9 protein-coding genes and 2 tRNA genes are annotated in these 12,805 nt (G+C 67.9%); 6 read left to right on the plus strand and 5 right to left on the minus strand.

What is annotated here, in order from left to right; genetic code table 11:
• Positions 1-49 precede the first annotated feature (49 nt).
• Complete coding sequence (locus BCF44_RS40885) at positions 50-550, minus strand: PadR family transcriptional regulator (protein WP_116179866.1); 501 nt, start codon at positions 548-550, stop codon at positions 50-52.
• Positions 551-819: 269 nt separating this feature from the next.
• Between BCF44_RS40885 and BCF44_RS40890 the strand changes: the two genes are divergently transcribed.
• The 4 genes from BCF44_RS40890 (at position 820) to BCF44_RS40905 (ending at position 6,852) form a co-directional block, all read left to right on the plus strand.
• Positions 820-1,800, plus strand: a complete 981-nt coding sequence (locus BCF44_RS40890; protein WP_116179867.1) for an ABC transporter permease — start codon at positions 820-822, stop codon at positions 1,798-1,800.
• 14 nt (positions 1,801-1,814) lie between these two features.
• Positions 1,815-2,762, plus strand: coding sequence for an ABC transporter permease (locus tag BCF44_RS40895; RefSeq protein ID WP_116179868.1), 948 nt, complete (start codon positions 1,815-1,817; stop codon positions 2,760-2,762).
• Entirely contained in the window at positions 2,759-4,933 is a 2,175-nt protein-coding gene (locus BCF44_RS40900; protein ID WP_116179869.1) for an ABC transporter ATP-binding protein, read from the plus strand. Before BCF44_RS40895 ends, BCF44_RS40900 begins: the two co-directional genes overlap by 4 nt.
• Positions 4,934-5,157: 224 nt before the next feature.
• Positions 5,158-6,852 carry an ABC transporter family substrate-binding protein gene (locus tag BCF44_RS40905; RefSeq protein WP_246016096.1) on the plus strand — a complete coding sequence of 565 codons (1,695 nt, stop codon included), beginning with the start codon at positions 5,158-5,160 and terminating at the stop codon, positions 6,850-6,852.
• Positions 6,853-7,060: 208 nt separating this feature from the next.
• On the opposite strand, the gene BCF44_RS40910 is transcribed toward BCF44_RS40905, so the two are convergent.
• Complete coding sequence (locus BCF44_RS40910) at positions 7,061-8,752, minus strand: ABC transporter family substrate-binding protein (protein ID WP_170218024.1); 1,692 nt, start codon at positions 8,750-8,752, stop codon at positions 7,061-7,063.
• 123 nt (positions 8,753-8,875) lie between these two features.
• Between BCF44_RS40910 and BCF44_RS40915 the strand changes: the two genes are divergently transcribed.
• Positions 8,876-9,787 carry a hypothetical protein gene (locus BCF44_RS40915; RefSeq protein WP_170218025.1) on the plus strand — a complete coding sequence of 304 codons (912 nt, stop codon included), beginning with the start codon at positions 8,876-8,878 and terminating at the stop codon, positions 9,785-9,787.
• Between the two features lie 227 nt (positions 9,788-10,014).
• Positions 10,015-10,203, plus strand: coding sequence for a hypothetical protein (locus BCF44_RS40920; protein WP_246016105.1), 189 nt, complete (start codon positions 10,015-10,017; stop codon positions 10,201-10,203).
• Between the two features lie 338 nt (positions 10,204-10,541).
• Here the strand turns inward: BCF44_RS40920 and BCF44_RS40925 are convergent.
• From BCF44_RS40925 to BCF44_RS40935, 3 genes are all read right to left on the minus strand, one after another.
• A tRNA-Met gene (locus BCF44_RS40925) sits at positions 10,542-10,615 on the minus strand.
• Between the two features lie 36 nt (positions 10,616-10,651).
• On the minus strand, positions 10,652-12,163 hold the full coding sequence (locus tag BCF44_RS40930; RefSeq protein ID WP_116179874.1) for a purple acid phosphatase family protein: 1,512 nt from the start codon (positions 12,161-12,163) through the stop codon (positions 10,652-10,654).
• 545 nt (positions 12,164-12,708) lie between these two features.
• Positions 12,709-12,782: transfer RNA gene (locus BCF44_RS40935), tRNA-Met, on the minus strand.
• Positions 12,783-12,805: the final 23 nt, after the last annotated feature.

Here is a 12,805-nt window from a genome sequence, read left to right on the forward strand (position 1 = left end):
CCACGCTTTCCGCGGACACACGTGCCCCCGAGCCCTCGCTCTTCCCTATTCAGCTGGTCGGAATGCTCTCCAGAAGCTTGAGCACCGCCTTGGCGTGGGCGAGCGCGAACTCGGCCACCGCCTTGGCGTACGGGTCCTCCGCGGTCTTCGCGGCGCTCCGGTGGGTCTCCTGCTCCGCCCCGTAGACCACCTTGGCGGAATCGACCAGGCCGGCACGCTGCTTGGGCGTCAGCGAGCTGGCGTGCACGAGCCGCAGGATCAGCGGCGAGCGCAGGTGGTCGGGACCGGGTTCGGTGGTCAGCCAGGTCTTGAAGGCCTTCTTGCCGGCCGCGGTGATCACGTACTGCTGGCTGGAGCGCGGGCCCTGCTTGCCCAACTTGAGCAGACCCTGCTCGGCCAGCGCCGGCAGTTCCCGGTAGACCTGGCTGCGGGTGACGCTGAAGAACGCGCCGAAGCGCTCACCGGCCGCAGTGACCAGCTGCCCGCCGGTCTTGGGACCGTCGTGCAGCAATCCGAGCAGTGCAGCGGCAGTTGCGTTCAGTTCAGACACACCACTACGGTGCCACGCCCGCGCGCGGCTGTCCACAATGGTCTGCCGTTCAGTCCACAGTGGCTGATCACCGAATGGCCTTGTCGTTGCGCCGTCCGGAGCAGCGTGTATGCCCTTCGTTACCCAATCGGCGCAAGAATCCGGCCGGAGGAGGGTGGCGGGAACTGGGAGTAAGCCGCAGAATCCCCCGGGTGACCGCTCCGACCACCACTGTCTCATCCTTCCACCGACGGGCGCGGATCCGTTCCGCCGTTGGGAGGAGCTAGCCGATGTTCGGCTTCCTGGTTCGCCGACTGATCAATTACATCGTGCTCTGCGTGGTGGCGACATTCCTGTCCTTCACGCTGTCCTCGGTCTCGTTCGACCCGTTGAGCCTGCTCAGGCAGCACAACCCGCCGCCGCCCGCCGCGACGATCGAGGCCAAGCGCGCCGAACTCCATCTGGACCAGCCGATCCCGCAACGCTTCCTGACCTGGGGCGAAGGCGTGCTGCACGGGGATTTCGGCACGACCACCACCGATCACCAGATCACCGACGAGCTGTGGCGCCGGGTCGGCGTGAGCCTTCGGCTGTTTCTGCTGGGCATCACCATCGGCATCCTGCTGGGCGTGCTGATCGGCGTCGGCAGCGCGATCAGGCAGTACAAGCTGTTCGACTACATCTCGACCTTCTTCTCCTATGTGATCCTCGCAACCCCGGTGCTGGTGCTGGGCCCGCTGGTGAAACAGGTGGCACAGGCCATCAACAACGCCACCGGCAGCGAATGGCTCCAGTTCACCGGTGAGTACAGCGGAACTCTCGATCCCAATGCCGGCTGGCTGGCCTCGTTCGACGAGCGGCTGCGCTTCCTGATCGTGCCGACGGTGACCATCGTCCTGGGCCAGATCGCCTATTACAGCCGTTATCAGCGCAGCGCCATGCTGGACGTGCTGGGCAGCGACTTCCTCCGCACGGCGCAGGCGAAGGGCCTCACCCGGCGGCGCGCGCTGTTCAAGCACGGCCTGCGCACCGCGCTGATCCCGATGGCCACCTTGTTCGCCTTCGGTTTCGGCCTGCTGGTGGTGGGCGGCGTGTTCACCGAGACCATCTTCAACTGGCAGGGCATGGGGGCCTGGCTGGTGCAGGGCATCAACGACCAGGACACCAACGTGACCGCGACGGTCACGCTGTTCGTCGCCGTCTGCGTGCTGCTGTCGGGCTGGCTGTCCGATGTGCTGTACGCGCTGCTCGACCCGCGGATCCGGGTGTAGGAGGCCAGAGACACATGAGCACCACCGTGAACCCGGCCGCCGCCGACGAGGCCGCGGCCGACGTCCCGCAGAGCAGGCCCGTCTCGCGCGGCGCCCTGGTGCGCCGCCGGTTCATGCGCAACCGCTGGGCGCTGGGCGGCATCATCGTGATCATCGTGCTGTACATCGTGGCGTTCAGCTATCCGCTGTTCTCGCCGTACAGCTACGAATTCCACGACACCACCAACACCTACGACCCGCCGTCGCTGACGCACTGGTTCGGCACCGACAACATCGGCACCGACATGTTCGTGGCGTGCATGCGGGGTCTGCAGAAGTCGCTGACGATCGGCCTGCTCGTGGGCGTGATCTCGACCGCGTTGTCGGCGGTCGTCGGCGCCACCGCCGGCTTCTTCGGCGGCATCACCGACCGCGCCATGATGTGGATCGTCGACCTGCTGCTGGTGCTGCCGTCGTTCCTGATCATTTCCATCGCCAGCCCCATCTTCAAGGGCTCCAGCTGGCTGATCCTGGTCGTGCTGCTGGTGCTGTTCCAGTGGATGATCACCGCTCGCATCGTGCGCGGCATGACCCTGACCCTGAAGACCAGGGAGTACGTGAGCGCGGCCCGCTTCATGGGGCAGTCGCCGTGGCGCACCATCTTCAAGCACATCGTGCCGAACATGTCGTCGCTGCTGATCGTGGACGCGACCATCAACGTCGGCAGCGCGGTGCTCCAGGAGTCGGGCCTGAGCTACTTCGGCTTCGGCGTGCAGCCGCCGGACGTCTCGCTGGGCACGCTGATCGCGACCGGCACCGGCTCGGCGCTGACCTTCCCGTGGCTGTTCTACGCGCCGGCCGTGCTGCTGGTGGTGGCCCTGCTGTCGGTGGCCGTGGTCGGCGACGGGCTGCGGGACGCGCTGGACCCGACGTCGTCCCGAGCGCGCCGCCGGGAGAAGAAGCGAAAGGACAAGTTGGCATGAGCGCCTCGGAGATCACGCTGGACGAGAGCGTGCTTGACGGCGCGGGCGACGGACCGGTGCTCGAGGTCGCGGACCTCGACGTCTCCTTCCCCAGCGAGGCGGGCCGCGTGCACGCGGTGCGCGGCCTGACCTACGAGGTGGCCCGCGGCGAGGTGCTCGGCATCGTCGGCGAGTCCGGCTCCGGCAAGTCGGTGTCCTCGCTGGCTGTCATGGGTCTGCTGCCCGAACAGGCGCGGATCAGCGGTTCCATCCGCTTCCAGGGCCAGCAGCTGCTGGGCCTGTCCGACGTGCAGCTGTCCAAGATCCGGGGCCGCCGGATCTCGATGGTGTTCCAGGACCCGCTGTCCGCGCTGACGCCGGTGTACACCGTCGGCGACCAGATCGCGGAGGCGCTGCTGATCCACGGCAGGGGTCGGCTGTCCAAGGCGGCCGCCGCCAACCGCTCGGTGGAGCTGCTGGACCTGGTCGGCATCCCGAACGCCGCGGCGCGCGTGAAGGCGTTCCCGCACGAGTTCTCCGGCGGCATGCGGCAGCGTGCGGTGATCGCGATGGCCATCGCCAACGACCCGGACCTGATCATCGCCGACGAGCCGACGACCGCGCTGGACGTGACCGTGCAGGCGCAGGTGCTCGAGGTGCTCAAGACGGCCAAGGAGGTGACCGGCGCCGGCATCGTGATCATCACCCACGATCTCGGCGTGGTCGCCGGCTTCTCCGACCGGCTGTTGGTGATGTACGCCGGCCGCGCGGTGGAGTCCGGCAACGTCAACGAGGTCTACCAGCAGCCGCGCATGCCGTACACGCTCGGCCTGCTGGGGTCGCTGCCCCGGCTGGACGCCGCCGAGAAGCTGCCGCTGGTGCCGATCCACGGCCAGCCGCCGTCGCTGGTGGACCTGCCCCAGGGCTGCCCGTTCGCGCCGCGCTGCCCGCTGGCCGTGGACGACTGCCTCACCGCCGAGCCCGAACTGTCCGAGGTGGACAGCACGAGCGGGCACCGCGCCGCGTGCATCCGCAGCGCCGAACTGGCCGCCACCGAGGCCGAGGTGGAGGACAGCATCGACGGCGTCGAGGCCAGCAACGCGGCCGCGATCGAGGCGGCCGTCGAGGTGTTCGGCGCGGAGCTGGTCGAGGAGCCCAAGGCCGCGCTGCGGCCGCGCGCGGAGCGCCCCGTCGTGCTTGAGGTGGACTCGCTGGTCAAGCATTTCGCCGTGACCAAGGGTGTGGTGCTCAAGCGCAAGGTCGGCACCGTGCACGCGGTGGACGGCGTCAGCTTCGAGGTCCGCGAGCAGGAGACGCTCGGCCTGGTCGGCGAGTCCGGCTGCGGCAAGACCACCACGCTGATGCAGATCCTCGGACTGGAGCGGCCGGCCGGCGGCTCCATCTCGGTGCTCGGCCGCGATGTGTCCACATTGGACGGCAAGGCGCGCAAGGCGATCCGCCGGGACATGCAGGTCGTGTTCCAGGACCCCTTGGCGTCGTTGGATCCGCGGATGCCGATCGGCGACGTCATCGCGGAACCCATGCAGGTGCACGGCTTCGACGCTACCCACATCCGCAAGCGAATTCCGGAGCTGCTGGACCTGGTGGGGCTGCGGGCCGAGCACGCGGACCGCTACCCGGCCGAGTTCTCCGGCGGGCAGCGCCAGCGCATCGGCATCGCCCGGGCGCTCGCGCTGGAGCCGAAGCTGCTGGTGCTGGACGAGCCGGTGTCCGCGCTGGACGTGTCCATCCAGGCGGGTGTGATCAACCTGCTGGACAAGCTGAAGGCCGAACTGGGCCTGTCCTATCTGTTCGTGGCGCACGACCTGTCCGTGGTCCGGCACATCGCCGACCGGGTGGCCGTGATGTACCTGGGCAAGATCGTGGAGATCGGCGCCGTGGACGCGGTGTTCGGCGAGCCGAAGCACCCGTACACGCAGGCGCTGCTGTCGGCGATCCCGATCCCCGACCCGGTCAAGGAGCGCCAGCGTGAGCGCATCATCCTGTCCGGCGACCTGCCGAGCCCGGCCAATCCGCCGTCGGGCTGCCGGTTCCGGACCCGCTGCTTCCTGCACGCAACACTGTCCGATTCGGACAAGCGCAAGTGCGTGGAGGTGGAACCGCCGCGCGAGTCGCAGGGCGACGACCACGAGGTGGCCTGTCACTTCGCCCGCGCGAAGCAGGTGGTCTGAGATGCGCGCGACGGCTACGGCCGTCACGCTGACATGAACGACCGACACGAGCAGTGACGGTCTGGCCCGGTGACTCCACGTCGCCGGGCCAGCGCCACAACTGGGGAGGTATCACCGTTGGTGCACACCGGGGAACACGCGGTGACCGGATGCGACGGGGCCCCAGCCACAGACCCGAGCGACAACGTCGTCATCGGTGCCGAGTAACAACGGAGGTCAGTTCGATGGGCAGAAGGAAGGTGCTGGCGCTGGCTGCGCCGGCCCTCGCGTTGGCGCTCACCCTGAGCGCCTGCGGTGGCGGCGGTGGCGGCGGTCAGCTGCCGAAGGCCGACACCAAGGCCGGTGTCAACGACATCAACCCGCAGCCGGAGAGCAACATCAAGAAGGGCGGGACGCTCCAGTTCCCGATCGACTCGCCGTCCGCGAACTGGAACCAGAACGAGGTCGACGGCAACGACGTCGCCAGCGCCCGGCTGTCCAACACGGTCGAGCCCTGGGTCTTCACCGAGAACGCGGACGCGTCGCTCACGGCCAACAAGGACATCGTGACGTCGGTCGAGCAGACCTCGACCAGCCCGCAGGTGATCGAGTACAAGATCAACCCGAAGGCCAAGTGGTCCAACGGGCGCGCCTTCTCCTGGGAGGACTTCCAGGCGCAGTGGAAGGCGATGAACGGTTCCAACAAGGCCTACCAGGTCACCGGCACCGTCGGCTACGAGAACATCGGCAGCGTGGAGAAGGGCTCCGACGACCAGGACGTCAAGGTCACCTTCTCCAAGCCCTTCGGTGAGTGGAAGTCGCTGTTCAGCCCGCTGTACCCGAAGGAGCTCAACTCGGACCCGACCGAGTTCAACACCGGCTGGGTGGACGCGCCGAAGATCACCGGCGCCGCGTTCAAGATCGGCAAGATCGACCAGACGGCGAAGACCGTCCAGGTCGTGGCCGACCCGAACTGGTGGGGCGACAAGCCCTACCTGGACGCCATCCTGTTCAAGGTGATGAGCCGCCCGTCGATGCCGGACGCCATGGCCTCGGGCGCGATCGACGTCGCCGACACCAACGCGCTGCTGGACGCGATCACCCGCTACAAGTCCATGCCGAACGTGACGCTGCACCAGGCGGTCGCCCCGGACACCGCGCACCTGACGCTCAACGGCGGCCAGGGCCGGATCCTGGCCGACCAGAAGCTGCGCCAGGCCGTGTTCAAGGCCGTCGACCGGCAGTCCATCGCCAACGCGGAGATCGGCAAGATCACGCCCAACCCGCCGGCGCTGAACAACCACATCTACGCGCAGGGCACCAAGGAGTACCAGGACAACGCCGGTGACCTGAAGTTCAACCTGGACCAGGCCAAGAAGGACCTGGACGCGCTGGGCTGGAAGCAGAACGGCCAGTACCGGTCCAAGGACGGCAAGGAGCTCGACCTGACCTACGTCAGCTCCAGCACCCCGGCCTCCGAGGACACCGGCAAGATCCTCCAGCAGCAGCTGGGCGCGGCCGGCATCAAGGTCACCATCAACGCGGTGCCCACCGCCGACTTCTTCTCTAAGTACGTCATCGTCGGCAACTTCGACCTGACCACGTTCCGCTGGACCGCGGGCAGCACGCCGATGTCGGGCAGCAAGGGCATCTACACGCTGGACTTCAAGGACCCGACCGACACCCAGCAGAACTACGGCCACGTCGGGAGCCAGGCCATCAACGACGCCTTCGACAAGGCCGTCGGCGAGCTGGACGACACCAAGCGCGCCCAGCAGGCCAACGACATCGACAAGCAGCTCTGGGAGATCGCCGGCGAGCTCCCGCTGTACCAGCTGCCGGGCGCGGTGGCCACCAAGAAGAACGTCGCGAACTACGGCGCGATGGGCTTCGCCACCAACCCGATCGACTACGCCAAGATCGGCTTCACCAACAGCTGATCGGGTCTGACACGGCGGCGGCCCGGGCGATTCTCGCCCGGGCCGCCGTTCTTCATGTCCGTGGGTGCCGGGCGGGCGGTTTCCGCACCGCGCAGACCCCCAGTTGGTCAGCGCGGGGTGGCGCGCCGCCCGGCCCGGCGGGGTCCATCACACACAACGCCACTGTCGCCTCGCTGTCTCCGCGCGGCGGCACCCCGCTGACCAGTCATTACTTGGCCCAGCCGATGTCCTGGTAGCGGATGCTGGCCAGGCCGGTGTCGCCGAAGTTGGCCAGGCCGTTGCGACAGGCCACGATGGACGGCCGCTGGTAGAGCGGCAGCGAGTGCCCCAGCGCCCACACCTGCTTGTCGATCTCGTTGACCAGCGCGTAGCGCTTGTCCTGGTCCAGCTCCGAGGACGCCTGCTTGAGCAGGTCGTTGATCTTCTGGTCGCCGATCCGGCCCACGTTGCCCTGCTGCTGGTCGCCGCTGATGAACCAGCTCTGAGCATTGGTGACCGGCGGCGCGCTGTCGCCCATCTGCGCGAAGTTGGCGATGTCGAAGTCGCCGGGCGTGATGTGCTGGTCGAAGAAGGTGTTCGGGTCGTCCTGCACGATCTGGAGGTCGACGCCGATCGCGGCGAGCTGCTGCTGCACCAGCTGGGCCTCGTCCAGCGAGGACTTCACGCCGCCGGCGATGGCGTCCCGGATGGTCAGCTGCTTGCCGTTCTTGCTGCGGAACTTGGCCCCGGCCGGCTGCGTCCAGCCGTCGGCGTCGAGCTCCTTGCGGGCCTCGTCCGGGTTGTACAGGTAGCCGGCCGAGTTGTCCTGGTAGCCGGGGAAGCCGGGCAGGAAGATGTGGTTGCCCAGCGGCTTGGCGTCCGGGATCAGCTGGCCGATCTCGGCCTTGGCGATCGGGTCCCGGTTGATGCCCTTGATGACGGCGACCCGCAGCTTCTGGTCGTTGAGGATGGAGTTGCCGGCGCCGTTGAACACGATCTCGCGGTAGTTGGGCAGGTTGGCCCGCCGCAGCGTCACGTTCGACATCGCCGAGGTGCGCTTGAACGCGTCGATGTTGGAGGCGACGCTCGCGAAGTCGAACGCGCCGCTGGCCAGGCCGTCCACCTCGACGTTGGCGCTGGAGTAGTACTTGAAGACGATCTTGTCCAGCTTGGGCTTGTCGCCCCACCACTTGTCGTCGGGCACCACGGTGACGTTGTTGCCGGTCTTGTCCAGGTTGCCGACCTTGAACGGGCCGGCGGTGACCTTCGGCGTGTCCTTCCAGCCCTTGTTGAACTCGTCGACGCTGGAGGTCATCGACTTCGGGTAGAGGACGTTGAACAGGTCCTGCCATTCCGCGAGCTTCGGGTCGTAGGTGACGGTGAAGTCGTAGTCGTCACTGCCCTTGCTGATGTCGGAAATGCTGGAGTACCCGGCCGAGCTACCGATCTCGTAGGCGGTGTTCTTGCCGCTGAGCGCCTGCCACTCGGACTTGTAGTCCTCCCAGGTGATCGGCGTGCCGTCGCTCCACTTGGCCTTCTGGTTGAGCTTGTACTCGACCTTCTGCGGGTCGGACGAGACGAGCTTGAACGACTCCACGTAATCGGGGTCGGGTCCCCAGTCGCCGCTGGCGTCGGCGATGGCCGGGGTGGGCATGAACGACTCGACGACCGGGGGCGTGTCACCGCTGCCGGAGTCGATGGCGAACATGTTGAAGTTGCTGGGGTACTGCTCGATACCCCATTGCAGAATGCCGCCGTCCTTGACCTTGTCCCGCGACATCGCATTGATGTCGTTCTGCCCGATCTTCTTGGTGGGCGGCGGCGCGGAAGAACCTGCCGATCCCCCACAGGCCGACAACAGCAGCGCGGACGCGGTCACCGAAACGGCGATCGCGAGCAGCGCACGTGGCGTTCGACTCACTCGCTTGCCTTCCCCTGAAGCCCCCAGTTCCCAGTTTCGCCACCCTATGCAGGCGACAGCCGAGTCTTGCGCGTTTCCCACCCTGCGGGAACCTACGGACGGAGGTCTGGGCAGGATGTGCCCATGGGCATCCGGACGCGAGCAGTGCGACACGGGCTGGCCGCCACCGTCCTGGTGCTGGTCGTGTGCGGCGTGGTGGCCGCCTTCAGCGCCGCCACCCTGGCCGACGCCCGCGCCGGGCTGGCCCCGCTGACGTCCCGGTCGACCGCGCACGTCGACCGCGTGGACCAGGATGCGGACACCGCCGACGTCAGCTGGCCGCAGGGTCACGCCACCGTTCAGCTGGACGGCCCGCCGCCCAAGGTCGGCGTGACCGTGCCCGTCGGCTACGACCCCGAGTCCCCCTCGCATGCCGTCATCCCCGGCGCCGAGCTCCTCGTCGCCGCCGACCGGGCGAGCGGCGAGCTGCTGTTCGTCGTCATCGTCGCCGTGCTCATGCTGCTGGTCACGGCGGTTCGCTTCGTGACCCGAGTTGGCCTGCCGCGCCGCCCGACCGTGCAGATTCCCGTGCGCAGGGTCCGCATCCAGTCGGGTCTGTTGGCCCGTTCGTGGTTGGAAACCGAGGATCTCCCGCGCCGCTGGATTCCCGTCTACTTCGATCCGGTGCTGGTCACCCTGCCCACGCCCAGCACGATCGCCCTTTTCGGCGATCCGCGCCACACCCGCTGGGTCGCCGCCCGGGTCGGCGACACCGTCGTCTATCCGTCCGGTCGCGTCGTCAAGGAGGACCCGCGGGGCCGCCGGACCGACAACCCGTCCGAGATCGACGATTCGGTGCGGATACGGGCCGTGACCACCTCCGGCTGGCTGCGCCAGCTGCGCGCCGATGCCGTGCTGATCGTGCCGGCCCCGATCATCGGCCTGCTCTGGGCGTATCTGGACGGCGGCGCGGTGTGGAGTTGGCTCGGCGCCACCGTGATCACCGCCGCCCTGGCGTTGTGGTTGGCCGCGTTGCGCGGCTCCGACCCGTCGTGATGCCCACCACAAGTGGCCTTCCAGCCGTCGGTTGCGGTGTTCCGGGGGCACCGGATGGGCTGGATCGTCACGGTGTGTGCCGAGGTACGCCCATCTCAGTGTTCGGATGATCCTCCGAATCGGTGGAGTTGGGCTTGCCCTCTTCGGGGCGGGCTGGTGTCACGGGACCATTCCGGCGGGTGGGCGGTTGTCCACCGGAGTTGATGGGCGGAGGTGCCGCTGTGGGCATGAAGTGGATGGAGCACAAGGTTGTGCAGCACGCGCGTGCGTGGGCCTCAGGGGGCATTCCCGGTCAGGCCGGCAAGGACGAGTGTGTGGTGTGTGGGAAGCAGATCCGCAAGCACCGGAAGGTGACCGGCGAGGGCCGTGTGTGTTCGGTGGCCTGCGCCCACTTCTGGGTGGAGAACATGAGCTGACCCCACTTTCCACCACATCCCCACGTGCGCCGGCCACCACCGGCGCACCCCTTTTCCCACCCACAGGCATTTCCGCCACACGCATCCACACCTGCCCCACCCCATGCAGGCGAGCGAAGCGAAGCCGACCCCCACCACCACAACGCAACCCAGCCAACCCACCCAAACACCACCCCCACCACCACGCACGCAACCCACCAACCCGGGGCCGAGCGAAGCGAAGGCCCGAAGGGGGCGTGGGGGCGAAGCCCCCACATCGGGGGTCTGGGGGTCGCCCCCAGATACAAAAGCGGAAAATCCCCGCCCGCGCTTTCCGCGAGCAGGGATCTCCCAATTTGTAGCGGGGACAGGATTTGAACCTGCGACCTCTGGGTTATGAGCCCAGCGAGCTACCGAGCTGCTCCACCCCGCGTCGGTAGTTATTACTCTAGCCGACGCGGGCAACCCATTACAAATCGCCCCCCACTACACCGTGCGACCTGCGCTTTTGCAGCGTGAACCGCTCGTAGGGCACGAGCTTGTCGCGGCCGGATCCGAGCGAGTCGTAGTACGTGACGTTGATCCGGGTGTATCCGCCAGGGTGTCCCGGCTCGACCTCGAATCCGGCGAACCCGTAGGCGTGGTCGTGGTCGCGCACCGCCGACCACGGCGCTTCTTCGTACGCGAACACCGAGGGCCGTTTCCCGGTGGTCGGGTTGGCCGCCCCCACCCCCGTGATGATCTTCGCCTTGATCGGCGTGAACAGTGTCTGGTTGGACGGCGCCGACGTGCCGCCGCCACCGAGGATCATGTGCACCGTCCCCTTGGACGTGTCGATCACCTGCGTGTCCGTCGCCACCGGGTTCGGCGTGAGGGTCGCCGATCCGCCGACCACGCCCCGCACCGGATGGGACCGCTCGTAGTGGTGCTCGTGTCCGCAGAGCACCAGGTCCACCCCGTACCGGTCGAACAGCGGCACGAATTCCTCACGGACGCCTTGGTCCGCCCCGTTGAAGTCCGCCGACGAGATGACCGTCTGGTGCATGCACACCACGATCCAGTCGATGTCGTGCCTCCTGCTGCTGGCGGCGAGCTCTCGCTCCAACCACGCCCGCTGCGCCCCACCGCTGTAGCCGCGGACGTAGCTGCCCCCGCCGTCCTGGTACGCCACGTCGTCGTTGGCGAGGTGCACGAACCGCACCGCCCCCACCGTGTACGCGTACCAGAGCCCCCGCATCTCGTGGTCCCTGGTTCCGCCGCCCGGCAGCCGGAAGTACGCCTGGTACGCCCCGTACCCGATCGGCCCGTTCCCGAGCTCGTTCTCGTGGTTTCCCGCCGCCGGCATCCAGGGCCGGTTCCGCAGCGACCGAGCATTCGTCGTGAACCAGTCCCCCCACACCTTCACCCGATCGGGGTTGATGTTGGCGTAGCAGAGGTCCCCGTTCATCAGGTGCAGCAGCGGGTCCACCGCTTCCACCTGGTCGACGATGTCCCCCGCGTGCGGCGACCAGAGCGTGTCTCCCTGCACTGCCGTCGACTGGTCCCCGAAGCTCGTGAACGTGAAAGCCGCCCGCCCTCTCGGCGCGGTCCTGAACGTCCCTTCAACCGGCGCGGCGTCCCCTTGCTCCACCCGGTACACGTACCGCTCCCCCGCCCGCAGTCCCGCCAGCCGCGCGTGATGCACCCACACCACCCGCCCACTCACGGAGTCCCGGTAGCTCTCCCCCTCCGCCCCCACCACGCATCCGTAGCCGCCGCCGACCGTCCCCACTCTCACCCGCGGCCGGCTCACCGCCCCTTCCGACATCCACGACACCGTCATCTCCGCCGCCGGGTCTTCCCCGAACGTCAGGTGCACCCCCTCCACCCCCGGCGTCCCCGCAACCGCCGGCTGTTCCCACAGCCACGCTCCTCCCGCTCCCCACGCGACAACCCCCGCGCCCGCCGCCTTCAGCACCCGCCGCCTGCTCACCTTCTCCATGTCCCCGACCCTCTCGCCCTCCCCGCCCCGACACCACCCTCCACAAGTCCCGTGCCCCCACGAAGACAGCTCAGCCGCAGCGCCACCGACCCAACGGCGCAACACCAGCAGACAACCGACCCGCACCTAGACAAGGCGCCAGACAACGCAGCCAGGTGCCACACCCCAAACGGGCATCACCCCACGACAGCCCAAGCGATCACGCAGCACCGCAACGGCAAGGTGAGGTGAGGTGAGGTGAGGTGAGCCAACCACCCATCGCCACAGGCGGCGGTGGCGGTGGAGCCAGAACACCGATCCCAAGCACCCACCCCATGCAGGCGAGCGAAGCGAAGCCGACCCCCGCCACCACAACGCACCCAGCCAACCGACCAAACGGCAACCCCACCACGAACGCAACCCACCAAACCGGGGCCGAGCGAAGCGAAGGCCCGAAGGGGGCGTGGGGGCGAAGCCCCCACATCGGGGGTCTGGGGGTCGCCCCCCAGATACAAAAGCGGAAAATCCCCGCCCGCGCTTTCCGCGAGCAGGGATCTGCCAATTTGTAGCGGGGACAGGATTTGAACCTGCGACCTCTGGGTTATGAGCCCAGCGAGCTACCGAGCTGCTCCACCCCGCGTCGGTAGTTATTACTCTACGGGG

Origin of the sequence: Kutzneria buriramensis (genome assembly GCF_003387475.1) — a bacterium.
Taxonomy (GTDB): domain Bacteria; phylum Actinomycetota; class Actinomycetes; order Mycobacteriales; family Pseudonocardiaceae; genus Kutzneria; species Kutzneria buriramensis.

Excerpts from the sequence above, each read along its gene's own strand:
- BCF44_RS40895 (WP_116179868.1), top strand. The coding sequence starts at position 1,815 with ATGAGCACCACCGTGAACCCGGCCGCCGCCGACGAGGCCGCGGCCGAC.
- BCF44_RS40920 (WP_246016105.1), top strand. The coding sequence starts at position 10,015 with ATGAAGTGGATGGAGCACAAGGTTGTGCAGCACGCGCGTGCGTGGGCC.
- BCF44_RS40930 (WP_116179874.1), bottom strand. The coding sequence starts at position 12,163 with ATGGAGAAGGTGAGCAGGCGGCGGGTGCTGAAGGCGGCGGGCGCGGGG.
- BCF44_RS40905 (WP_246016096.1), top strand. The coding sequence starts at position 5,158 with ATGGGCAGAAGGAAGGTGCTGGCGCTGGCTGCGCCGGCCCTCGCGTTG.
- BCF44_RS40890 (WP_116179867.1), top strand. The coding sequence starts at position 820 with ATGTTCGGCTTCCTGGTTCGCCGACTGATCAATTACATCGTGCTCTGC.
- BCF44_RS40900 (WP_116179869.1), top strand. The coding sequence starts at position 2,759 with ATGAGCGCCTCGGAGATCACGCTGGACGAGAGCGTGCTTGACGGCGCG.
- BCF44_RS40915 (WP_170218025.1), top strand. The coding sequence starts at position 8,876 with ATGGGCATCCGGACGCGAGCAGTGCGACACGGGCTGGCCGCCACCGTC.